Genomic DNA, 21,491 nt, shown 5'->3' with positions numbered 1-21,491 from the left:
AAGGCGGGTATGCCCGCCTTGCTGGCGATATGTTGAGCTACGCTCAATTGACTTTTCTATTTATATGGTTATTAATTGATTTGTTTATAATATCTGAATTTTTATTAAGTTGCCTTTTCAAGCTTGTAAGGGATAAAACGTATAATCTCGTGGCCGAGCCAGCAGTTAAGCTCCATTATTAGCTTCTGTAGTGGCAATAATTCATTCCTTACAAATACATTACTTGCCTTCTCCACATCCCCAAACCCCCCAACATTATTCGGCATAATCCCCATCATTTGCGGCGGCACACGATGCGCCGCCATCATGTCGTCCCGGCTTACGTTCTTGATGTTCAGAAACTCATCCTTTGCCGCCACTTCTGACAGCGGGATGATCTGAAGCCCGTCCTTTTTGCCGTTAGGCGAGTACATAAACAGGTTGCGGAAGTTGCCCGGACCTTTGGCGCTTTTCATCGCGTTGCGGAGGTTGTTCACATCCTCCTGGTTCTGAGCGGCATCGGTCATGTACATTATGAATCCTGCATGGCTGCCATTAATATAATATTTGCGTCGGAACAGCGTGGCGGACTCGTTGAGCAGGGCTGACGGAATGGCAGAAAGATAGCCGGGCAGGCCGTAGATCTCCTGGTTGATATCGGGTTCCATCAGATGAAAGATGCTGCCTTTCGTGAACTGATACGGCTGGGTTGTCATACCGTATTGCACAAACCAGTAGGTATCCAGGTCTAACCCGCGTCGGGTGTATTTTGCCAGAGCAGGCTCAAGGGCGATAACTTCACCGAAGCGGTTCGTGCGTTTCTCCAGGTAGGCGTTACCAAATACCAGATAGTCCTGCACAAAACGTGAAAAAGCCTGCTGGCTAAGCAGCGGGTGAGGGATGTAGGTGCTGGTTAGAATGTTGCATTTCACTGCAATGGGTGAGCTGTGATGCACGGCGGCGCGGAAGGTTCGCGCCAGTCCGTCAAAGCTGACGGGCGGCTCATACCAACGGTCCATCTGTACGCATTCCACATAGTCCAGTAATTCTCGGCGGTCCAGTACTGGAATGGGATCGCCGAAGCTGAATGCTTCGGCTGAAGTCTGGCTTTTATGCTGGGTCTGGTTCTGCGACGCAGCGCGGTTCTTCTTACTCTTTCCCATCAAAAAATCTCCACAATATTGCTGGTATTGGCGGACTCGCCCTGCAGCGGTTCGTTAAACAGTGCGTGCATTGTTGCCCAGGCCAGATCGGCGTGGCTGGCTTCTTCGCTGCGGCTGGCTTCATAGGTCGGGCGGTTGCCACTGGCGGTGGTGGCGCGACGGATTGCCATAAATGACTGCGCTATGTCGGTGTGTCCGGCGTCAAACTCCAGACGGCGGTGGCTGATAATGTCGTAGGCCTTGAGTACCAGAGCGTTTTTAACGTTGGGGTTGTAGACAAACTCCCGGACGGCAGGAAAGAACGCTTTCACGTTCTCATAAACCCCGTGACCGACGCCTGTCGAGTCAATGCCGATATAGGTCACGTTGTACTGCTCGGTCAGTTTTTTGATTGCATCAGCCTGGGCGCGGAAGTCCATCCCGCGCCACTGGTGACGCTCAAGAATGCGAAACTTACCGCCTGGCACGGCTGGCGGTGCCACCACCACGCATCCGGCGCTGTCGCCGTTCTGCGTACCTTTTGCCGGGTCATAACCGATCCATACCTCGCGCCAGCCAAACGGGCGCAGGGCCAGTGCATGAAAGTCGGTCCAGACTTCCCAACTGTCCACCATGCACGCCTGCAGTTCGCTGAGCGGGAACACGGACGCGAGATCGTCCACGAACTCGCACATCAGCAGGTTCTGGTATTCGTCCGGGCTGTACTCCATGCGTAGCTGGTCGAGGTCGAACAGGTTACAGCCGCCGCGCACCGCATCTTCCACGGTGACTATCTGGCGGTATTGCCCGTCTGCGCACAGCAAGCCGGGGGCCAGATTGTTGTGGGACAGGTCGATGTCCACCTTATCGGCTTTGTTGCGCCCACGGTTAAACAGCGCACCGGACCAGAACGGATACACGGGCGTAATTGCCAGTTGGTTGCATACCCGCGAACCCGCGAAGAAAGAAAGCACCACGGTGAAGCGTAAGCGCAGGACTAAGAAGCAGAAGAAAGAGCCGGAAGCGAAGCAGGGCGATTACCTGGTGGGTACGGATGAAAACGTGCTGGTACTTAATCGCACTTATGCCAACCGGAGCAACGCCGAACGGGCAGCGAAAATGCAGTGGGAACGCCTGCAACGCGGCGTTGCATCATTCTCGCTACAACTGGCGGAAGGGCGGGCAGATCTCTACACAGAAATGCCTGTGAAGGTCAGTGGCTTTAAACAGCCGATAGATGATGCGGAATGGACCATTACGACTCTGACGCATACCGTCAACCCCGATAACGGTTTTACAACCAGTCTGGAGCTTGAAGTGAGGATTGATGATTTCGAAATGGAATGATTCTTCGCAATGGAGAACTTTTAAGTTTGCAAAATGGAATAATGCGGTATCATTATTGTGAATTTAGCAAAAATGGGGAGAACTCGAAAAATGATGATTTGCCCACTGTGTGGAAGTGCCGCCCATACTCGCAGCAGTTTTCAGGTATCTTCATTGACCAAAGAGCGTTACAACCAGTGCCAGAACATTAACTGCAGCCATACTTTTGTTACCCATGAAACTTTTGTTCGTTCGATTGCAACGCCAAAAGAGTCAAATCCGGTTCAGCCGCATCCAATGAAATCAGGACAGGTGGCGCTCTCTCTTTGACGCTGCCGCCATTTTGTCGCCATCGTTAAAAAACAGTGTTTCTAACATCATGATTTTAAACAGCTTAAATTTCAGGCAACAAAAAACCCATCAACCTTGAACCGAAATGGCGGGGTTGATGGGCTCCACAAAATGGGGACATCAAAGAAAAGCAGTGGCACTAATTAAGACTGATGCCCTGCGGAAAAGTTCTGCGGTTGTGCAAAAAAATTTCATTTTCAGGGCAACTTCAGTTTTATCCTAATCCTGGCCATACCATGACGATGATTGTCCCTGCCAGCGTCAGCAGGACGTTGGCGATTGCATAGGTGCCCGCATAGCCCAGCGCCGGGATGTTACTGCGAGCTGTATCACTGATGATCTCCATTGCCGGCGCGCAGGTACGTGCGCCCATCATTGCGCCGAACAACAGCGCGCGGTTCATTCGCAATACATAAGCACCGAACAAGAAACAGATAACCACGGGCACCAGACTGACAATCAATCCGGCAATCAACATCTGACCGCCAATCGCGCCCAGGCCGTTATTAATACCGCTACCGGCGCTCAGACCAACGCCTGCCATAAACACCATCAAGCCGAACTCTTTCACCATGCTTAATGCACCCTGCGGAATGTAACCGAAGGTCGGGTGGTTAGCACGCATAAAGCCCAGCATAATTCCGGCGAATAACAACCCGGCAGCGTTCCCCATGCCGAAACTGAATGTGCTGAACTGGAAGGTGATCATCCCGATCATCAGCCCAATAACAAAGAAGGCGCAGAATGCCAGCAGGTCAGTGACCTGGCTGTGAATCGAGATAAAGCCGATGCGATCGGCGATGGTTTTTACGCGGCGGGCATCGCCGCTGACTTGTAAAACGTCACCTTTGTTAAGCACGACGTTGTCATCTATCGGCATCTCAATCTGGCTACGAATGACGCGGTTAAGGAAGCAACCGTGATCGGTCAACTTCAGTTGTGCGAGACGTTTACCTACAGCGTTATGGTTTTTAACGACCACTTCTTCAGTGACGATACGCATGTCGAGAAGGTCACGATCGAAAACTTCTTTACCGTTACGGAAGCTGGGATCGAGTCGGGCATGGGCGTCGGGATAGCCTACCAACGCTATTTCATCGCCCATTTGTAGCACGGCATCACCGTCTGGATTTGCCAGAATCCCGTTACGTCGAATACGTTCAATGTAGCAGCCGGTTTGTCGATAAATACCCAGTTCACGCAGATTTTTGCCGTCGGTCCAGGCCACCAGTTCCGGGCCGACGCGATAGGCGCGGATCACCGGTAAATAAACCTTACGGTTGGCATCAGTGTCCAGGCCACGTTCGCGGGCGATTTGCTGGGCGCTGGTCTGTAAGTCCTGATGCTGCAATTTCGGCAAGTAACGCGCACCAACAATCAAACTCACCAGACCGATTAAATAGGTTAAGGCATACCCGAGGCTCAGATTATCCAGTGCCAGTGAGAGCTGCCTGCTTTCCATGCCGGAATGACGCAGTGTATCGCCAGCACCGACCAGAACCGGTGTCGACGTCATAGAGCCTGCTAACATACCGGCCGTCAGGCCAATATCCCAGCCAAACAGCTTACCTAACCCTAAGGCGATCACCAGCGCACTGCCAACCATCACCAGTGCTAACATTAGGTAATTTTTCCCATCGCGAAAAAAAATGGAAAAAAAGTTCGGTCCGGCTTCAACCCCAACACAGAAAATAAACAGCATAAAGCCAAGATTAAGCGCATCGGTGTTAATGCTGAAATGTTGTTGGCCTAATAACAGCGATACGACTAAAACGCCAATGGAATTACCCAGTTGGATCGAACCAAGTCGTAACTTTCCGAGACATAGCCCAAGCGCGAGGACCACAAATAATAACAGAATGTAATTCCCATTTAACAATTCGGCGACGTTTATATTCACGGAGGCTAACTTCTTGTTTACTAGTAAGCTGTTGAAAGAAATGGTAATTTACGATAATGTTTTTTACCAGAATTCAGGACGCAGATTCATTCAGCGCACCTAAACGATAGTAAAGTAACAATATATTTTACTAGTGTAATCACATTAGGTATCAACGGCTATATGAATTGCGTTGGCCTATATTAGCATGGAATGCGAAGCGGCTTTATCTTACTGAACGCCACACTGGCGAAAAATGTGTTCGATAGACGCAGTGTCAGGAGGAACGAGTGAAACATAAACAACGTTGGGCGGGGGCAATCTGCTGTTTTGTCCTCTTCATTGTGGTGTGCCTTTTTCTGGCGACGCACATGAAAGGCGCTTTTCGGGCTGCCGGGCATCCTGAAATCGGCTTGCTATTTTTCATTCTTCCTGGAGCAGTCGCCAGCTTCTTTTCACAGCGTAGAGAAGTCCTGAAACCTCTGTTTGGCGCAATGCTGGCGGCACCCTGTTCGATGCTCATTATGCGGCTGTTTTTTTCACCGACGCGCTCATTCTGGCAAGAGCTGGCATGGTTATTAAGTGCGGTGTTCTGGTGTGCGCTGGGGGCACTGTGTTTCTTATTTATCAGTAGTTTGTTTAAACCACAGCACAGAAAAAATCAGTAAAGCCCTCAACGCGAGGGCTTGTCAGACGATCAGGCGTCCAGATTTTCTTTCACCCATGCAGCAAAATCGGTATAGCCGCCGATATGTTGCTGATCGACAAAAATCTGCGGCACGGTTTCTACGGGGTTACCTGCCTTTTGTTGTAGATCTTCTTTAGTGATCCCTTCCGCACGAATATCTACATAGTGATACTGAAAATCATCGTGTTCATTGCTCAATTTCTCAGCCAGATCTTTTGCACGCACACAGTAAGGGCAACCCGGACGACCAAAAATAACGGTTTGCATTATTTCTCTCCTCATAGATTTATGCCTGTAATGATCACGCTAAAATGTATTCGCTGAAAGTAGGTTTAACCTGTTGCATTAATTGCTAAAAGCTATAACTGTTAAACACAATACAGTGAAAAGTTTTAGACTGAAGGCTCACTTTGCAGAGGGAAGCGTATGCGCGCGATCGGTAAATTGCCTAAAGGCGTGTTGATACTGGAATTTATCGGAATGATGCTACTGGCGGTGGCGCTGCTGTCGGTAAGTGACTCCCTGTCGCTGCCTGAGCCATTTTCTCGGCCAGAAGTGCAGATTCTGATGATTTTTCTCGGTGTTTTGCTCATGCTTCCCGCTGCGGTGGTGGTTATTCTTCAGGTGGCAAAACGTCTTGCCCCACAGCTGATGAACCGTCCACCGCAATATTCACGTTCAGAAAGAGAAAAAGATAATGACGCCAACCATTGAACTTATTTGTGGCCATCGCTCCATTCGCCATTTCACTGATGAACCCATTTCCGAAGCGCAGCGTGAGGCGATTATTAACAGCGCCCGTGCGACGTCCAGTTCCAGTTTTTTGCAGTGCAGTAGCATTATTCGCATTACCGACAAAGCGTTACGTGAAGAACTGGTGACGCTGACCGGCGGGCAAAAACACGTAGCGCAAGCGGCGGAGTTCTGGGTGTGTTCTGTGCCGACTTTAACCGCCATTTACAGATCTGTCCGGATGCTCAGCTCGGCCTGGCGGAACAACTGTTGCTCGGTGTCGTTGATACGGCAATGATGGCGCAGAATGCATTAATCGCAGCGGAATCGCTGGGATTGGGCGGCGTATATATCGGCGGCCTGCGCAATAATATTGAAGCGGTGACGAAACTGCTGAAATTACCGCAGCATGTTCTGCCGCTGTTTGGGCTGTGCCTTGGCTGGCCTGCGGATAATCCGGATCTTAAGCCGCGTTTACCGTCCTCCATTTTGGTGCATGAAAACAGCTATCAACCGCTGGATAAAGACGCACTGGCGCAGTATGACGAACAACTGGCTGAATATTACCTCACCCGTGGCAGCAATAATCGCCGGGATACCTGGAGCGATCATATCCGCCGAACAATCATTAAAGAAAGCCGCCCATTTATTCTGGATTATTTGCACAAACAGGGTTGGGCGACGCGCTAAAACCGCCACGTCGATGTATGATACGCGGGCTTTTGACCAGGTCTGACAGAGAGGTGCAGGGTGAAAATTGCCATATTGTCCCGGGATGGAACGCTCTATTCGTGTAAGCGGCTGCGTGAAGCCGCTATACAGCGCGGTCACCTGGTTGAAATTCTTGATCCGCTTTCTTGCTACATGAACATAAATCCTGCGGCGTCTTCTATTCACTACAAAGGCCGCAAGTTACCCCATTTTGACGCAGTGATCCCGCGTATTGGCACCGCCATTACCTTTTATGGGACGGCGGCACTGCGCCAGTTCGAGATGCTGGGGAGCTATCCGCTCAATGAGTCGGTCGCCATTGCCCGGGCGCGTGACAAATTGCGTTCCATGCAACTGCTGGCGCGTCAGGGCATCGACCTGCCTGTCACGGGCATTGCGCATTCGCCGGATGATACCAGCGATTTAATCGACATGGTCGGTGGTGCGCCGCTGGTGGTCAAGTTGGTTGAAGGCACGCAGGGAATTGGCGTCGTGCTGGCGGAGACGCGTCAGGCGGCGGAAAGCGTGATTGACGCTTTCCGCGGTCTGAACGCGCATATTCTGGTGCAGGAATATATCAAAGAGGCGCAAGGGTGCGATATCCGCTGTCTGGTTGTTGGCGATGAAGTGGTCGCTGCGATTGAACGGCGGGCGAAAGAGGGCGATTTTCGTTCCAATTTGCATCGTGGCGGCGCGGCAAGCGTCGCCAGTATCACACCACAGGAGCGTGAAATCGCGATAAAAGCCGCGCGAACGATGGCGCTGGACGTTGCTGGTGTGGATATTCTGCGTGCTAATCGCGGGCCGTTGGTGATGGAAGTGAATGCGTCGCCGGGGCTGGAAGGAATAGAAAAAACCACCGGTATCGACATCGCGGGTAAAATGATCCGCTGGATCGAACGCCACGCTACGACAGAATATTGCCTGAAAACGGGTGGTTAGTCGCAATCACATTACTGATCATGGTTTTGCCTGCGCTTTTTGCGTAAGCTGTGCCGGTCTTTTTATCGAAAGAGGTTGTACAAAATTATGACATCGCTGGTCGTTCCTGGTCTGGATACGCTGCGTCAATGGCTCGATGACCTGGGGATGAGTTTTTTTGAATGTGATAACTGTCAGGCTCTGCATCTGCCCCATATGCAGAATTTCGACGGTGTCTTTGATGCCAAAATCGATCTGATCGATAACACGATCCTGTTTTCTGCCATGGCGGAAGTCCGACCTTCAGCCGTATTGCCGCTGGCGGCGGATTTATCTGCCATCAATGCCAGTTCGCTGACCGTGAAAGCATTTCTTGATATGCAGGATGATAATCTGCCAAAGCTGGTGGTTTGCCAGTCTTTATCCGTTATGCAGGGCGTAACCTATGAGCAGTTTGCATGGTTCGTGCGTCAGAGCGAAGAGCAGATTTCGATGGTCATTCTTGAAGCTAATGCCCATCAACTGCTGTTACCGACTGATGATGAAGGGCAAAACAACGTTACCGAAAACTATTTCCTCCACTGATAACTCCTTTCGAGCACGCAGTCGCTGGTGCAGTGGCTGCGCGCTGCAAAATTATCTGCTGTTTTTAACCTTTTCTTAAAGATTATTTCACTTCTCTTGTGTCGATTTGGCTTTATCACATAGAGCAAATATGCATAAAAATTTGTTAAATACCGTTTTTTAATCCGAGCTATAGTCTCAAACCCTGGCTAAAGTTATTCTTGCGATGCTTTTATATAGCGAGCAGTGCTGGCCGGGAGAAAGTTCTCTTTTCTTACACCGCGCCGATAAAAAATATGCACGTTTATTGCATATCTTTCAGTGTGACAACTTTTGTTCGTTTGTTAACGAACTTTCAGAAGGAAAGAGATATGACCGCCTTAAATAAAAAATGGCTATCGGGTCTGGTTGCGGGTGCTCTGATGGCCGTCTCTGTCGGCACGCTCGCGGCTGAACAAAAAACACTCCACATTTATAACTGGTCTGATTATATTGCCCCGGACACGGTGGCCAATTTTGAAAAAGAAACCGGTATTAAAGTCGTCTACGATGTTTTCGACTCTAACGAAGTACTGGAAGGCAAATTAATGGCCGGGAGTACCGGCTTTGATCTGGTGGTTCCATCTGCCAGCTTTCTGGAGCGCCAGTTGACTGCGGGAGTTTTCCAGCCGCTGGACAAAAGCAAATTGCCGGAGTGGAAGAATCTCGACCCGGAACTGCTGAAGCTGGTCGCCAAACACGATCCCGACAATAAATTTGCTATGCCCTATATGTGGGCGACGACCGGGATTGGCTATAACGTTGATAAAGTTAAAGCGGTGCTGGGCGAAAACGCGCCCGTCGATAGCTGGGACTTGATCCTCAAACCTGAAAATCTGGAAAAACTGAAAAGCTGCGGTGTCTCTTTCCTGGATGCGCCAGAAGAAGTTTTTGCTACCGTGTTGAATTATCTCGGCAAAGATCCCAACAGCACTAAAGCGGATGATTACACCGGACCGGCAACAGATCTGCTGTTAAAGCTGCGCCCGAACATTCGTTATTTCCATTCATCTCAATACATTAACGACCTGGCAAACGGCGATATTTGCGTCGCTATCGGCTGGGCAGGTGATGTCTGGCAGGCGTCAAACCGCGCGAAGGAAGCGAAGAATGGAGTGAATGTCTCGTTCTCGATTCCAAAAGAAGGGGCGATGGCGTTCTTTGATGTATTCGCCATGCCTGCGGATGCCAAAAACAAAGACGAAGCCTATCAGTTCCTGAATTACCTGCTGCGCCCGGATGTAGTAGCGCATATTTCCGACCATGTGTTCTATGCCAACGCCAATAAAGCAGCCACGCCGCTGGTGAGTGCGGAAGTCCGTGAGAACCCGGGTATTTATCCGCCTGCGGATGTTCGTGCGAATCTGTTCACTCTGAAAGTGCAGGACCCGAAAATCGACCGTGTGCGCACCCGCGCGTGGACCAAAGTGAAGAGCGGAAAATAATCCGCAGCCTTAGATGCCGGGCGGGCGCACCACACCCGCCGGCAATTCGCACCATCATGGTGCGCTTGCACACATTCAATGCCGGAGAGCAGCCGTGAATGACGCTATCCCTCGCCCGCAGGCGAAAACCCGTAAGGCGCTGACGCCGCTATTAGAAATCCGCAACCTCACCAAATCCTACGATGGTCAACATGCGGTGGATGATGTCAGCCTGACTATCTACAAAGGTGAAATCTTCGCGCTGCTGGGCGCTTCCGGCTGTGGTAAATCCACGCTGCTGCGTATGCTGGCAGGTTTTGAACAACCCTCTGCCGGACAGATTATGCTTGATGGCGTCGATTTGTCACAGGTGCCACCTTATCTACGCCCCATCAATATGATGTTTCAGTCTTACGCATTGTTTCCCCATATGACTGTGGAGCAGAACATCGCCTTTGGCCTGAAACAGGACAAACTACCGAAAGCGGAAATTGCCAGCCGGGTCAACGAGATGCTTGGGCTGGTGCATATGCAGGAGTTCGCCAAACGCAAACCGCATCAGCTTTCCGGCGGTCAGAGACAGCGTGTGGCGCTGGCCCGAAGCCTTGCCAAGCGCCCAAAACTTCTGCTGCTCGACGAACCGATGGGCGCGCTGGATAAAAAATTGCGTGACCGGATGCAGCTTGAAGTGGTGGATATTCTGGAGCGCGTCGGTGTGACCTGCGTGATGGTTACTCACGATCAGGAAGAGGCGATGACCATGGCGGGGCGCATCGCCATTATGAATCGTGGGAAATTTGTCCAGATTGGCGAACCGGAAGAGATCTACGAGCATCCGACTACCCGCTATAGCGCCGAATTTATTGGCTCGGTAAACGTCTTTGAAGGCGTACTCAAAGAGCGTCAGGAAGATGGCCTGGTGCTTGATTCGCCGGGGCTGGTGCATCCACTGAAAGTCGACGCGGATGCCTCGGTGGTCGATAACGTGCCGGTACATGTGGCTCTGCGCCCGGAAAAAATCATGCTTTGCGAAGAGCCGCCCGCCAATGGTTGTAACTTCGCGGTGGGGGAGGTGATACATATTGCCTATCTCGGCGATCTTTCGGTGTATCACGTTCGTCTGAAAAGTGGGCAGATGATTAGCGCCCAGCTACAAAACGCCCATCGTCATCGTAAAGGGTTACCGACCTGGGGCGACGAAGTGCGTTTGTGCTGGGAAGTGGACAGCTGTGTGGTGCTGACGGTTTAAGGAGCAAAGATGAATACACTTGAACCTGCTGCCCAGTCGAAACCGCCGGGCGGATTTAAGCTGTGGTTGTCGCAGCTGCAAATGAAGCATGGGCGCAAACTGGTCATTGCGTTGCCATATATCTGGTTGATCTTGCTGTTTCTGCTGCCATTTCTGATCGTCTTTAAAATAAGTCTGGCGGAGATGGCGCGCGCCATTCCGCCTTATACCGAACTGATGGAGTGGGCTGACGGGCAACTGTCCATCACTCTTAATCTCGGTAATTTCCTGCAACTGACCGACGATCCGCTCTATTTCGATGCTTATCTCCAGTCGCTACAGGTGGCTGCGATTTCGACATTTTGCTGTTTACTGATCGGCTATCCGCTGGCGTGGGCAGTGGCGCACAGTAAGCCTTCGACCCGTAATATCTTATTACTACTGGTGATCCTGCCGTCGTGGACCTCGTTTCTGATTCGTGTCTACGCCTGGATGGGAATATTAAAAAACAACGGTGTGCTGAATAATTTTCTGCTGTGGCTGGGGGTTATCGATCAACCGCTGACCATTCTGCATACCAATCTGGCCGTTTATATCGGCATTGTTTACGCTTACGTGCCGTTTATGGTACTGCCGATTTATACCGCGTTGATTCGTATTGATTATTCGCTGGTGGAAGCAGCGCTGGATCTCGGTGCACGACCGCTGAAAACGTTCTTTAATGTGATCGTGCCGCTGACTAAAGGTGGGATTATTGCCGGATCGATGCTGGTGTTTATCCCGGCTGTGGGCGAGTTTGTGATCCCGGAACTGCTCGGTGGCCCGGACAGCATCATGATCGGGCGCGTGCTGTGGCAGGAGTTCTTTAACAACCGCGACTGGCCGGTGGCCTCGGCGGTAGCGATCATCATGTTGCTGCTGCTAATTGTGCCGATAATGTGGTTTCACAAACACCAGCAAAAAAGCGTGGGAGAACACGGATGAATAATTTACCGGTAGTTCGTTCGCCCTGGCGGATTGTGATTTTGCTGTTGGGCTTCACCTTTCTCTACGCGCCAATGCTGATGCTGGTGATCTATTCATTCAACAGCTCGAAACTGGTGACGGTGTGGGCCGGCTGGTCAACGCGCTGGTATGGTGAGTTATTGCGCGATGACGCGATGATGAGTGCGGTTGGTTTAAGCCTGACAATTGCTGCCTGTGCGGCAACGGCGGCGGCGATCCTCGGGACTATTGCGGCGGTGGTGCTGGTGCGCTTTGGCAGGTTTCGCGGATCAAATGGCTTTGCCTTTATGATCACCGCGCCGCTGGTGATGCCAGATGTCATCACGGGCTTGTCGCTGTTGTTGTTATTCGTCGCGCTTGCTCATGCCATTGGCTGGCCTGCGGACCGCGGGATGCTTACCATCTGGCTGGCGCATGTCACGTTCTGTACGGCTTATGTGGCAGTCGTTATTTCGTCGCGTCTGCGGGAACTGGATAGCTCGATAGAAGAAGCAGCGATGGATCTCGGTGCGACGCCGCTGAAAGTATTTTTCGTCATTACGCTACCGATGATCATGCCCGCGATCATTTCTGGCTGGTTACTGGCTTTTACTTTGTCGCTTGATGATCTGGTGATCGCCAGCTTTGTTTCTGGGCCGGGAGCCACCACGTTACCGATGCTGGTCTTTTCCAGCGTGCGGATGGGGGTGAATCCGGAAATCAACGCCCTTGCAACGTTAATTCTCGGTGCGGTCGGAATTGTCGGATTTATCGCCTGGTATCTGATGGCTCGCGCAGAAAAACAGCGGATACGCGATATCCAGCGTGCAAGACGTGGCTGAAGACACTAAAATTTTCCAACCTGGCTACATAATGCCGCGCATGCCGCGGCATTGTTTTCATGGAAGACGAAACGTTGGGATTTTTTAAGAAAACATCTTCATCTCATGCTCGCCTGAATGTGCCTGCGCTGGTGCAGGTAGCGGCGCTCGCCATTATTATGATCCGTGGCCTCGACGTGCTGATGATTTTCAATACGCTGGGCGTGCGCGGTATTGGCGAGTTCATTCATCGCAGCGTACAAACCTGGAGCTTAACGCTGGTCTTTTTAAGCAGTCTGGTGCTGGTTTTTATCGAGATCTGGTGTGCGTTTTCACTGGTGAAAGGGCGTCGCTGGGCGCGCTGGCTATATCTGCTGACACAAATCACCGCCGCAAGTTACTTGTGGGCGGCTTCGCTGGGGTATGGTTATCCGGAGCTGTTCAGCATTCCCGGTGAATCAAAACGTGAAATCTTCCATAGCCTGATGCTGCAGAAGCTGCCGGATATGCTCATCCTGATGCTGCTGTTCGTTCCCTCGACCAGTCGGCGGTTCTTCCAGTTGCAATAATGTGTATAATCGTCGGCCCTGATGATGTGAAGGTCAATGTATGCAGTGCGCACTTTACGACGCGGGTCGCTGTCGTTCCTGTCAGTGGATAACGCAGCCGATTCCACAGCAACTCTCCGCTAAAACCGCCGATCTTAAGAATCTGCTGGCCGATTTTCCGGTTGAGGAATGGTGCGCGCCGGTGTCAGGCCCGGAACAAGGGTTTCGTAATAAAGCCAAAATGGTGGTGAGTGGTAGCGTTGAAAAACCCCTGCTCGGTATGCTGCATCGAGACGGCACACCGGAAGACCTTTGTGACTGCCCGCTTTATCCAGCCTCATTTGCGCCCGTTTTTGCGGCGCTAAAACCGTTTATCGCCCGAGCGGGGTTAACGCCCTACAACGTGGCGCGTAAGCGTGGCGAACTGAAATACATTCTGCTGACTGAAAGCCAGAGTGATGGCGGCATGATGCTGCGCTTTGTACTGCGTTCTGATACCAAGTTGGCGCAACTGCGTAAGGCGCTGCCGTGGTTACACGAACAACTACCGCAGCTGAAAGTTATTACCGTCAATATTCAGCCGGTACATATGGCGATTATGGAAGGGGAGACGGAGATCTACCTGACCGAACAACAGGCACTGGTAGAGCGTTTTAATGACGTACCGCTGTGGATCCGTCCGCAAAGTTTCTTCCAGACTAATCCGGCGGTCGCCAGCCAGTTGTACGCCACCGCGCGCGACTGGGTACGACAGCTGCCGGTTAAACATATGTGGGATCTGTTCTGCGGTGTGGGGGGCTTTGGTTTACACTGCGCGACGCCTGACATGCAGTTAACCGGGATCGAAATTGCGCCAGAGGCCATTGCCTGTGCAAAGCAGTCAGCCGCTGAACTGGGCTTAACGCGTTTACAATTTCAGGCGCTGGACTCCACTCAGTTTGCCACTGCTCAGGGGGAGGTGCCGGAGCTGGTGCTGGTTAACCCGCCGCGCCGCGGCATTGGTAAACCGCTGTGTGATTATCTCTCAACGATGGCACCGCGTTTTATTATCTACTCCAGCTGTAACGCCCAAACCATGGCGAAAGATATCCGCGAACTGCCAGGTTACCGCATCGAACGGGTACAGCTTTTTGATATGTTCCCGCACACCGCGCACTATGAAGTGCTGACGCTGCTGGTGAAGCAATAAAAAAGCCGCAGGTGCGGCTTTCTGAATCTTACTGTGGGAACCACTGGTCATTGATTTTCTGATATGTACCGTCAGCTTTAATTGCTGCCAGCGCGTTATTCAGTTTTTCCAGCAGGGCTTTGTTATCCGGACGTACAGCGATGCCCAGGCCGGTGCCAAAATATTGCGGATCGGTCACTTTCTCAGTAGCAACACCAAGTTGTGGATTGGTTTTCAGCCATTCGTTTACCACCGCTGTGTCACCAAATACCCCATCAATACGACCATTTTTCAGATCGATAAAGGCATTCTGATAACTGTCATAGGAGACAGTTTTCACTTCGGGGTGCTGATCCTGAATATATTTCTGGTGCGTGGTGCCGTTTTCCATCCCAATACGTTTGCCTTTCAGATCGGCAAACGTTTTGTAGGTATCTTTTTTGGCAATCACGACGGCTGAGTTTTCATAGTAGGGCGTGGTAAACGATACCTGCTTGCTACGCTCGGGCGTGATATCCATACCGGAGATTACGGCGTCATATTTTCTGAATTTCAGTGACGGGATCAGGCTGTCGAACGCGTGATTAGTAAAAGTACATTCTGCCTGCATTTGTTTGCACAAGGCTTTTGCCAGATCGATATCAAAGCCGACAATCTCATTATTAGCACCTATAGATTCAAAGGGGGGATAGGTGGCTGAAACGCCAAAATTGATTTTCTCTGCGGCAGAAGCACCGAAAGTAAAGGAAGCAAGTAAAGCGGCAAGAACTAACTTTTTCATGATGGAACTCCCGTCTGTCAATCTTATGATTTTTGGCCGTGTCTGCGGCATGGGATAACAATGCCATCAAGTGAATTTATATGCAATAAATATGATTAAATAATTTAAATGAAATAAAAAAAGACGGATAACTTAGTGGGTTGTCCGTCTTCATTATAAGAATTTATGCACTATGTAGGCCGGATAAGGCGTCCCCGCCGCATCCGGCACAGGCACCGTGCTGATGTCTGATGCGACGCTGGCGCGTCTTATCAGACCTACAAAACCCCCCGGCGAATGTACGCAGCCACATTAATTTCGCCGTTCGAATGCCAGCGCTTTGCGCTCGATCAGACGCATCATCAGCGTCAGCAGGCCGTTAACGACCAGGTAAATAATCCCTGCCGCACCGAACACCATTACATCGTAGGTGCGTCCGTACAACAACTGGCTGTATCCCATCACTTCCATCAGCGTAATGGTGTATGCCAGAGAGGTACTTTTGAATACCAGCACCACTTCGTTGGAATAAGAAGAGAGCGAGCGTTTAAAGGCATACGGCAGCAGGATCGCCAGCGTATCTTTTTTGCTCATTCCCAGGGCGCTACAGGACTGCCACTGACCTTCCGGGATCGCACGAATTGCACCGTAAAACAGCTGCGTGGTATACGCCGCACTATTCAGCGACAACGCAATCAGCGCACATAACCACGGTTCTGACAACAAATGCCACAGTGCCGGATACTCCTGCAAAGTCGGAAACTGGCCCGGCCCGTAATAAATCAGGAAGATCTGCACCAGCAGCGGCGTACCGGTAAACAGCGTGATATAACCCCGCACCAGCCACACCAGCACCGGCGTTTTCAGCGTCAGGATGATGGTAAAAATCAATGCCAGAATCAGTGCCACAATCAGCGAGGCAACGGTTAGCGTCAGGCTGGTGTGTAGCCCTTTCATCAGTTCGGGTAAATACTCAAACATTAGCTGGGCCTCCGTTCAAAACGTGTCGCGCGCAGGTCAATGCGTTTGAGAATGTACTGACTGAGCAGGGTGATCACCAGGTAAATCGCCGCCGCCACAATGTACCAGGTAAATGGTTCCTGGGTACGAGTAGCGATGCTTTTTGTTTGCAGCATTAAATCATTCACACTAATCAAACTGACCAGCGCGGTATCTTTCAGCAGCACCAGCCACTGGTTACCGAGGCCAGGCAGCGCATGACGCCACATCTGCGGCATCACCAGACGGAAAAAGATAGCCGATTTCGACAGCCCCAGCGCCTGACCAGACTCCCACTGACCCACCGGCACCGCTTTCAACGCGCCCCGAAGCGTTTGCGAGGCATAGGCGGCATACAGCAGTGACAGAGCGATGACACCACAAAGGAACGGGCTAACGTCGAAGTTCTCAATGTCCATCTGCACTGGGATCTGCACGAACCCAAGATTGATAGTGAAGCCATCCGAAAGCGTCAGCAGCAGCTGCGAGGAGCCAAAATAGATAAACAGCACCACCAGAATTTCTGGCAGGCCACGCAGAATGGTTACCAGCGCTGAACCTGCCCACGCGACAGGACGCCATTTTGCCGACTCCCATACCGCAAAGAACATCGCCAGCGCCAGCCCGACAATCAATGCACAAACGGCAAGGCCGACGGTCATCCCGGCGGCGCTTGCTAAAGGAAAAAATTCATTCATCAGGAATTACTTCTGGAACCATTTGTTGTAGATGGTTTCGTAAGTGCCATCTTTCTTCACTTTTTCCAGCGCAGTGTTGAGTTTCTGCTGCAGCTCAGTGTTGCCCTGACGTACCGCGATGCCGAGGCCAGTGCCGAAGTAATCTTTATCGGTCACTTTGTCGCCCACCGCCGCCAGTTTCGGGTTATCTTTCAGCCACTCAGTGACCACTGCGGTGTCACCGAAGACGCCGTCGATACGCCCGTTTTGCAGATCCAGTTTTGCGTTCTGGTAGCTGTCATACGGAACGGTAGTGATTTCCGGGTGCTTATCCATAATGAATTTCTGGTGTGTCGTCCCGTTCTGTACGCCGACTTTTTTGCCTTTCAGCTGATCAACACTGGTGTATTTGCCTTGCTGACCCACAAACAGGGCAGAGTTGTCATAGTACGGGGTGGTAAACAGCACCTGCTTTTCACGCTCCGGAGTGATATCCATGCCCGCCATCACGGCTTCTACGCGACGGAATTTCAGGCTTGGGATCAGGCTGTCAAACGCCTGGTTAGAGAAAGTGCAGGTTGCATCAATCTCTTTACACAGCGCTTGTGCCAGGTCGACGTCAAAACCAACGATCTGGTTGTTTGCATCAATCGATTCAAACGGAGGATAGGAGGCTTCGGTAGCAAAACGAATGGTTTCGGCAGCTGTGGCGGAAAGACTAAAACCTGCAATTAACGCGGCAATCAGAACTTTTTTCATTGTTGTTATCCCGAATCTTAGTGAGAGAGATAGTTTTTAAATGCTTCGGTTTGCGGCTCGGTAAAGCAGCTCGCGTCGCCTTGTTCTACGATATGACCATTTTCCATATACACCACTCGGCTGGCGGTTTTACGCGCCACTTCAACTTCGTGGGTGACGATCACCTGGGTAATATTCGTTTCTGCCAGCTCACGAATGATGCTGACGATTTGTGCCGTAATTTCCGGGTCCAGTGCGGCGGTCGGTTCATCGAACAGCAGTACCTGCGGTTCCATCATCAACGCACGGGCAATAGCAACACGCTGCTGCTGACCACCAGAAAGATGCAGCGGGTAACGATCGCTATAAGGTTTGAGACGCAGACGTTCCAGCAGTTTTTCTGCACGGGCCAGCGCCTGATCTTTACTCAACCCCAGTACACGGCAGGGCGCTTCAATCAGGTTTTGCTGCACGGTCAGATGCGGCCACAGGTTGTATTGCTGAAACACCATGCCAACGTTACGACGCAAATCGCGAATCGCTTTGTCAGAGGGTGTTTTGGTGAAATCGAAATGGTTGCCTGCAATGTTGAGCGTACCGGAGCGCGGCATCTCAAGCAGATTGAGTACACGCAGCAGCGAGCTTTTACCCGCGCCGCTGGGGCCAAGTAACACCAGCGTTTCGCCCTGTGGGCAATCCAGCGTGATATCGAACAGCGCCTGATGCGCGCCGTAGAAGCAATTAATGCCGTTTAATTGAATACTCATTGACACTCGTATACTGGCAGTCTGATAGCTATTGAGGTCGAAGATAGTACCTTTGACAGAATAATTATGCAATATTTCTGCTTTAAAAGTTAAAAGCAAAGCGCATTATTCAATAAACATAGCACAAAATAACGGGGGCGGTGGTCGGCGAGCATAAATGTCGGCATTCCTCACGAAATGCCGGACAATTTACGGGGTTTATTGGTTGATCAAGGCGTTAGCGATTCTCGATGGACTGACGGAGCGTACCCGCCGTGGCATGAACGCTACCGCCTAAGTAACGCACATCGTCGATGACCCAACACTGGCCTTCCTGAATCATTAACACTTCATCCTGCCAACCCTGGTCACCCTGTTTGAGATCCACGCGCAATGGAATGTTACGGGCATCACGATTAGGGATAGTCGATGCACTGGCAACGTGGGCGCTATCTGGCAAGGTGGTTCGACTGGAGAATGGATCGTTGGTCAGTAGTTCCCGATGGTTATTATCCCGGGAGGCATCGCTAAGCAGTGTCGCCAGTTTGTCGCTCAGATAAGGGCGCAAGGCGGTGATGTCGTTGCTGCGGTGCAAAATGCGGTAGTCATAAAAGTGCTGGGCCACGTTATCCGGGCCTCCTTCAACGCAAGGACCACTGCGTGTGCCGTTATCTTTATAAGCTGGAGTGACTGTGGTGCAGGCACTGAGGAGCAGTGCGCAGGGGATAAGCATTGTCAATTTGCTGTAGCGCATAATGATTTCCTTATAAGCGATCGCTCTGAAAGCGTTCTACGATAATAATGATATCCTTTCAATAATAGCGTATCAGTCTGATAATGCTTTTGAGATCGAAGGCTTAGCAAACAAGGAGATCGATCATGCAATTTTCTACAACCCCAACTCTGGAAGGCCAGACCATCGTTGAATATTGCGGTGTGGTGACCGGCGAAGCGATTTTAGGTGCCAATATTTTCCGTGATTTCTTTGCCGGTATCCGCGATATCGTTGGCGGACGTTCCGGCGCGTATGAAAAAGAACTGCGTAAAGCACGGGAGATCGCCTTTGAGGAATTAGGCTCCCAGGCGCGGGCGCTGGGGGCCGATGCCGTCGTCGGTATTGATATCGACTACGAAACGGTCGGGCAAAACGGCAGTATGCTGATGGTTAGCGTCAGCGGTACGGCGGTGAAAACGCGTCGATGAGAAGAGTCTTCTGGCTGGTCGCTGCCGCTCTGTTATTGGCAGGGTGTGCAGGCGAAAAAGGCATTGTCGAGAAAGAGGGATATCAGCTTGATACCCGACGCCAGGCGCAGGCGGCGTATCCGCGCATTAAAGTGCTGGTGATCCACTACACCGCAGATGATTTTGATAGCTCGCTGGCGACACTGACCGATAAGCAGGTCAGCTCGCATTATCTGGTCCCTGCGGTACCACCGCGATACAACGGTAAACCGCGCATCTGGCAACTGGTGCCGGAACAAGAACTGGCCTGGCATGCGGGGATTAGCGCCTGGCGCGGGGCAACGCGCCTTAACGACACCTCTATTGGCATTGAGCTGGAAAACCGTGGCTGGCAAAAATCGGCCGGAGTGAAATATTTTGCCCCGTTTGAACCGGCACAGATTCAGGCGCTTATTCCACTGGCGAAAGATATTATTGCCCGTTATCACATCAAGCCGGAAAACGTAGTGGCACATGCGGATATCGCACCGCAGCGCAAAGACGATCCGGGGCCATTATTTCCCTGGCAGCAACTGGCGCAGCAGGGGATTGGTGCCTGGCCGGATGCGCAGCGGGTTAACTTTTACCTTGCCGGGCGCGCGCCGCACACTCCTGTAGATACTACGTCATTGCTGGAGCTTTTGGCACGCTACGGTTATGACGTTAAACCTGATATGATACCGCGCGAGCAGCGGCGCGTGATTATGGCATTCCAGATGCATTTCCGCCCGACGTTATATAACGGCGAAGCGGATGCAGAAACTCAGGCGATTGCCGAAGCATTGCTGGAGAAATACGGGCAGGATTAGCGCGGCAGTTTTCCGTGGTCGCGTAGCCAGGCGGCAGTTTTCTCGATACCTTCATCCAGGGTGATGACCGGCTGATAACCTAACTCTTCCTGCGCACGCGTAATATCCAGCGTAAAGTCAAAATTCAACTTGGAGACGCCGTAGTGGGTCAGCGGCGGCTCTTTTGCTGACTTGCGGCCTAAACGCTCCATGCTGCGGGCGATCATATCCAGCATCGGGTAGGGGACGGAACGAATACGACAGTCAATATTCAACTCGTCGATCAGCTTCTGCACGATGCTGCGCAGTGTGCGATGCTCGCCGTTGGTGATGTTGTACACACGCCCGGAAGGTAGCTTATCGCAGGCTTCCTGGCTTGCCAGCCACATTGCGTGCACGGCATTTTCATAGTAGGTCATATCGACCAGCGCACTGCCGCCATGCGGTAACAGAATACTGCCGTAGTGGTGCATCATATGCGCCAGACGGGGAATAAAGACTTTATCGTGCGGTCCGAACAGACTTTGTGGGCGCAGAATAGTAAAGCGCGTTTGTGGATTCGCCTGCGAAAGCATATTGATCACTTCTTCGCTGGCTGCTTTGCTGCGGGCAAACTCGTTGGCGAAGCGGTGAGGGCGAAAATCTTCTTTAATATCGCGATGGTGGTGATAATCGAAGTACAGGGAGGGGGAAGAGATATGAATAAAGTTACGCACACCCCAGGCGACAGCCCATTCACCCAGGCGGCGAGTGGCGCGAACGTTAGCCAGATCGAAAGCCTGTTGTGTCCCCCAGGGTGAGGTAAAGCTGGAGCAGTGCCACAGCGTATCAATGCCCGCGAGCATCACTTTAGCTTGTGATGAAACCAGCTCGGTCAGATCCGCCGGAACAAACTCTGCGCCCATTTTTTCCAGCAATTTGCCCATTGCCTCGTTGCGACCGGTCGCTCGCACGCTGATGCCTTTCTGGCATAAAAACTCTACCGCGTTTCGACCTAAGCCGCTGGTGGCGCCGGTAACCAGTACCTTCATATCAATCCACTGTTGTTGAGAAAATA

General features: G+C 51.5%; 23 protein-coding genes and 3 pseudogenes. 15 read left to right on the top strand and 11 right to left on the bottom strand.

Annotated features, from left to right (window positions below; all coding sequences use genetic code 11):
- Positions 1-104: 104 nt before the first annotated feature.
- Both AB4H76_RS15095 and AB4H76_RS15090 read right to left on the bottom strand, forming a co-directional pair.
- Positions 105-1,142, bottom strand: coding sequence for a phage portal protein (locus AB4H76_RS15095; RefSeq protein WP_000520375.1), 1,038 nt, complete (start codon positions 1,140-1,142; stop codon positions 105-107).
- A pseudogene (locus AB4H76_RS15090) lies at positions 1,142-2,038 on the bottom strand (terminase large subunit domain-containing protein); the annotation flags it as partial. The pseudogene AB4H76_RS15090 and the gene AB4H76_RS15095, both read right to left, overlap by 1 nt.
- Between AB4H76_RS15090 and AB4H76_RS15085 the strand changes: the two are divergent.
- Positions 2,025-2,468: pseudogene (locus tag AB4H76_RS15085) on the top strand (contractile injection system protein, VgrG/Pvc8 family); the annotation flags it as partial. The pseudogenes AB4H76_RS15090 and AB4H76_RS15085 overlap by 14 nt on opposite strands.
- A gap of 90 nt (positions 2,469-2,558) precedes the next feature.
- Positions 2,559-2,777 carry an ogr/Delta-like zinc finger family protein gene (locus tag AB4H76_RS15080; RefSeq protein WP_000972391.1) on the top strand — a complete coding sequence of 73 codons (219 nt, stop codon included), beginning with the start codon at positions 2,559-2,561 and terminating at the stop codon, positions 2,775-2,777.
- 235 nt (positions 2,778-3,012) lie between these two features.
- Here AB4H76_RS15080 and AB4H76_RS15075 read toward each other — a convergent pair whose 3' ends face one another.
- On the bottom strand, positions 3,013-4,698 hold the full coding sequence (locus tag AB4H76_RS15075) for an aspartate:alanine antiporter (RefSeq protein ID WP_001024876.1): 1,686 nt from the start codon (positions 4,696-4,698) through the stop codon (positions 3,013-3,015).
- Positions 4,699-4,967: 269 nt separating this feature from the next.
- Between AB4H76_RS15075 and AB4H76_RS15070 the strand changes: the two genes are divergently transcribed.
- Complete coding sequence (locus AB4H76_RS15070; protein WP_000681108.1) at positions 4,968-5,345, top strand: inner membrane protein YbjM; 378 nt, start codon at positions 4,968-4,970, stop codon at positions 5,343-5,345.
- Between the two features lie 29 nt (positions 5,346-5,374).
- Here the strand turns inward: AB4H76_RS15070 and grxA are convergent, their stop codons facing one another.
- Positions 5,375-5,632, bottom strand: a complete 258-nt coding sequence (gene grxA, locus AB4H76_RS15065) for a glutaredoxin 1 (RefSeq protein WP_420062602.1) — start codon at positions 5,630-5,632, stop codon at positions 5,375-5,377.
- Positions 5,633-5,791: 159 nt separating this feature from the next.
- Here grxA and AB4H76_RS15060 point away from each other — a divergent pair, with 159 nt between their 5' ends.
- The 10 genes and pseudogenes from AB4H76_RS15060 (at position 5,792) to rlmC (ending at position 14,526) form a co-directional block, all read left to right on the top strand.
- On the top strand, positions 5,792-6,079 hold the full coding sequence (locus tag AB4H76_RS15060) for a DUF1418 family protein (RefSeq protein ID WP_001201560.1): 288 nt from the start codon (positions 5,792-5,794) through the stop codon (positions 6,077-6,079).
- Positions 6,063-6,787: pseudogene (nfsA, locus tag AB4H76_RS15055) on the top strand (nitroreductase NfsA). Before AB4H76_RS15060 ends, nfsA begins: the two are co-directional and overlap by 17 nt.
- Before the next feature lie 60 nt (positions 6,788-6,847).
- Positions 6,848-7,750, top strand: a complete 903-nt coding sequence (rimK, locus tag AB4H76_RS15050) for a 30S ribosomal protein S6--L-glutamate ligase (protein WP_000684321.1) — start codon at positions 6,848-6,850, stop codon at positions 7,748-7,750.
- An 87-nt stretch (positions 7,751-7,837) separates the two neighbouring features.
- Positions 7,838-8,314, top strand: a complete 477-nt coding sequence (locus tag AB4H76_RS15045) for a YbjN domain-containing protein (RefSeq protein WP_000203025.1) — start codon at positions 7,838-7,840, stop codon at positions 8,312-8,314.
- Between the two features lie 350 nt (positions 8,315-8,664).
- Positions 8,665-9,777, top strand: coding sequence for a spermidine/putrescine ABC transporter substrate-binding protein PotF (gene potF / locus AB4H76_RS15040; protein ID WP_000126073.1), 1,113 nt, complete (start codon positions 8,665-8,667; stop codon positions 9,775-9,777).
- A gap of 94 nt (positions 9,778-9,871) precedes the next feature.
- Complete coding sequence (gene potG / locus AB4H76_RS15035) at positions 9,872-11,005, top strand: putrescine ABC transporter ATP-binding subunit PotG (protein ID WP_000996005.1); 1,134 nt, start codon at positions 9,872-9,874, stop codon at positions 11,003-11,005.
- Between the two features lie 9 nt (positions 11,006-11,014).
- Entirely contained in the window at positions 11,015-11,968 is a 954-nt protein-coding gene (gene potH, locus AB4H76_RS15030) for a putrescine ABC transporter permease PotH (RefSeq protein ID WP_001093854.1), read from the top strand.
- Entirely contained in the window at positions 11,965-12,810 is an 846-nt protein-coding gene (gene potI / locus AB4H76_RS15025) for a putrescine ABC transporter permease PotI (RefSeq protein ID WP_001061665.1), read from the top strand. The genes potH and potI overlap by 4 nt, the downstream gene beginning before the upstream one ends.
- Before the next feature lie 59 nt (positions 12,811-12,869).
- The gene (locus tag AB4H76_RS15020; RefSeq protein ID WP_000389260.1) at positions 12,870-13,358 is read left to right on the top strand and encodes a YbjO family protein; all 489 of its coding nucleotides are present in this window, start codon (positions 12,870-12,872) and stop codon (positions 13,356-13,358) included.
- Positions 13,359-13,398: 40 nt separating this feature from the next.
- Complete coding sequence (gene rlmC, locus AB4H76_RS15015; RefSeq protein ID WP_001149766.1) at positions 13,399-14,526, top strand: 23S rRNA (uracil(747)-C(5))-methyltransferase RlmC; 1,128 nt, start codon at positions 13,399-13,401, stop codon at positions 14,524-14,526.
- Positions 14,527-14,554: 28 nt separating this feature from the next.
- On the opposite strand, the gene artJ is transcribed toward rlmC, so the two are convergent.
- The 6 genes from artJ to AB4H76_RS14985 form a co-directional block, all read right to left on the bottom strand.
- Positions 14,555-15,286, bottom strand: coding sequence for an arginine ABC transporter substrate-binding protein ArtJ (gene artJ / locus AB4H76_RS15010; protein ID WP_001295905.1), 732 nt, complete (start codon positions 15,284-15,286; stop codon positions 14,555-14,557).
- Positions 15,287-15,577: 291 nt separating this feature from the next.
- The gene (gene artM, locus AB4H76_RS15005; RefSeq protein ID WP_000464491.1) at positions 15,578-16,246 is read right to left on the bottom strand and encodes an arginine ABC transporter permease ArtM; all 669 of its coding nucleotides are present in this window, start codon (positions 16,244-16,246) and stop codon (positions 15,578-15,580) included.
- Entirely contained in the window at positions 16,246-16,962 is a 717-nt protein-coding gene (gene artQ / locus AB4H76_RS15000; RefSeq protein ID WP_001001691.1) for an arginine ABC transporter permease ArtQ, read from the bottom strand. The genes artM and artQ overlap by 1 nt, the downstream gene beginning before the upstream one ends.
- A 6-nt stretch (positions 16,963-16,968) precedes the next feature.
- On the bottom strand, positions 16,969-17,700 hold the full coding sequence (artI, locus tag AB4H76_RS14995; RefSeq protein WP_000756569.1) for an arginine ABC transporter substrate-binding protein ArtI: 732 nt from the start codon (positions 17,698-17,700) through the stop codon (positions 16,969-16,971).
- Positions 17,701-17,717: 17 nt separating this feature from the next.
- Entirely contained in the window at positions 17,718-18,446 is a 729-nt protein-coding gene (gene artP / locus AB4H76_RS14990) for an arginine ABC transporter ATP-binding protein ArtP (RefSeq protein ID WP_000027205.1), read from the bottom strand.
- Between the two features lie 217 nt (positions 18,447-18,663).
- On the bottom strand, positions 18,664-19,179 hold the full coding sequence (locus AB4H76_RS14985; protein WP_044863778.1) for a lipoprotein: 516 nt from the start codon (positions 19,177-19,179) through the stop codon (positions 18,664-18,666).
- A gap of 125 nt (positions 19,180-19,304) precedes the next feature.
- Here AB4H76_RS14985 and AB4H76_RS14980 point away from each other — a divergent pair, with 125 nt between their 5' ends.
- Together AB4H76_RS14980 and amiD are read left to right on the top strand one after the other, a co-directional pair.
- Positions 19,305-19,628: a heavy metal-binding domain-containing protein gene (locus tag AB4H76_RS14980; RefSeq protein ID WP_001160737.1), complete on the top strand. Its 324-nt coding sequence runs from the start codon at positions 19,305-19,307 to the stop codon at positions 19,626-19,628.
- Positions 19,625-20,455 carry an N-acetylmuramoyl-L-alanine amidase AmiD gene (gene amiD, locus AB4H76_RS14975; protein WP_001255168.1) on the top strand — a complete coding sequence of 277 codons (831 nt, stop codon included), beginning with the start codon at positions 19,625-19,627 and terminating at the stop codon, positions 20,453-20,455. The genes AB4H76_RS14980 and amiD overlap by 4 nt, the downstream gene beginning before the upstream one ends.
- Here amiD and AB4H76_RS14970 read toward each other — a convergent pair.
- Entirely contained in the window at positions 20,452-21,465 is a 1,014-nt protein-coding gene (locus AB4H76_RS14970; protein WP_001338420.1) for an NAD-dependent epimerase/dehydratase family protein, read from the bottom strand. The genes amiD and AB4H76_RS14970 overlap by 4 nt on opposite strands.
- Positions 21,466-21,491: the final 26 nt, after the last annotated feature.

Origin of the sequence: Escherichia sp. UTM R2 (genome assembly GCF_048593455.1) — a bacterium.
In the GTDB taxonomy this organism is placed as follows: domain Bacteria; phylum Pseudomonadota; class Gammaproteobacteria; order Enterobacterales; family Enterobacteriaceae; genus Escherichia; species Escherichia coli.
This window is presented reverse-complemented; position numbering and strand designations above follow the sequence as displayed.

Excerpts from the sequence above, each read along its gene's own strand:
- artP (WP_000027205.1), bottom strand. The coding sequence starts at position 18,446 with ATGAGTATTCAATTAAACGGCATTAATTGCTTCTACGGCGCGCATCAG.
- potH (WP_001093854.1), top strand. The coding sequence starts at position 11,015 with ATGAATACACTTGAACCTGCTGCCCAGTCGAAACCGCCGGGCGGATTT.
- potI (WP_001061665.1), top strand. The coding sequence starts at position 11,965 with ATGAATAATTTACCGGTAGTTCGTTCGCCCTGGCGGATTGTGATTTTG.
- AB4H76_RS15045 (WP_000203025.1), top strand. The coding sequence starts at position 7,838 with ATGACATCGCTGGTCGTTCCTGGTCTGGATACGCTGCGTCAATGGCTC.
- artJ (WP_001295905.1), bottom strand. The coding sequence starts at position 15,286 with ATGAAAAAGTTAGTTCTTGCCGCTTTACTTGCTTCCTTTACTTTCGGT.
- artI (WP_000756569.1), bottom strand. The coding sequence starts at position 17,700 with ATGAAAAAAGTTCTGATTGCCGCGTTAATTGCAGGTTTTAGTCTTTCC.
- AB4H76_RS14980 (WP_001160737.1), top strand. The coding sequence starts at position 19,305 with ATGCAATTTTCTACAACCCCAACTCTGGAAGGCCAGACCATCGTTGAA.
- grxA (WP_420062602.1), bottom strand. The coding sequence starts at position 5,632 with ATGCAAACCGTTATTTTTGGTCGTCCGGGTTGCCCTTACTGTGTGCGT.
- rlmC (WP_001149766.1), top strand. The coding sequence starts at position 13,399 with ATGCAGTGCGCACTTTACGACGCGGGTCGCTGTCGTTCCTGTCAGTGG.
- AB4H76_RS14985 (WP_044863778.1), bottom strand. The coding sequence starts at position 19,179 with ATGCGCTACAGCAAATTGACAATGCTTATCCCCTGCGCACTGCTCCTC.
- artQ (WP_001001691.1), bottom strand. The coding sequence starts at position 16,962 with ATGAATGAATTTTTTCCTTTAGCAAGCGCCGCCGGGATGACCGTCGGC.
- artM (WP_000464491.1), bottom strand. The coding sequence starts at position 16,246 with ATGTTTGAGTATTTACCCGAACTGATGAAAGGGCTACACACCAGCCTG.
- potF (WP_000126073.1), top strand. The coding sequence starts at position 8,665 with ATGACCGCCTTAAATAAAAAATGGCTATCGGGTCTGGTTGCGGGTGCT.
- AB4H76_RS15080 (WP_000972391.1), top strand. The coding sequence starts at position 2,559 with ATGATGATTTGCCCACTGTGTGGAAGTGCCGCCCATACTCGCAGCAGT.
- AB4H76_RS14970 (WP_001338420.1), bottom strand. The coding sequence starts at position 21,465 with ATGAAGGTACTGGTTACCGGCGCCACCAGCGGCTTAGGTCGAAACGCG.
- AB4H76_RS15060 (WP_001201560.1), top strand. The coding sequence starts at position 5,792 with ATGCGCGCGATCGGTAAATTGCCTAAAGGCGTGTTGATACTGGAATTT.
- amiD (WP_001255168.1), top strand. The coding sequence starts at position 19,625 with ATGAGAAGAGTCTTCTGGCTGGTCGCTGCCGCTCTGTTATTGGCAGGG.
- AB4H76_RS15020 (WP_000389260.1), top strand. The coding sequence starts at position 12,870 with ATGGAAGACGAAACGTTGGGATTTTTTAAGAAAACATCTTCATCTCAT.
- AB4H76_RS15095 (WP_000520375.1), bottom strand. The coding sequence starts at position 1,142 with ATGGGAAAGAGTAAGAAGAACCGCGCTGCGTCGCAGAACCAGACCCAG.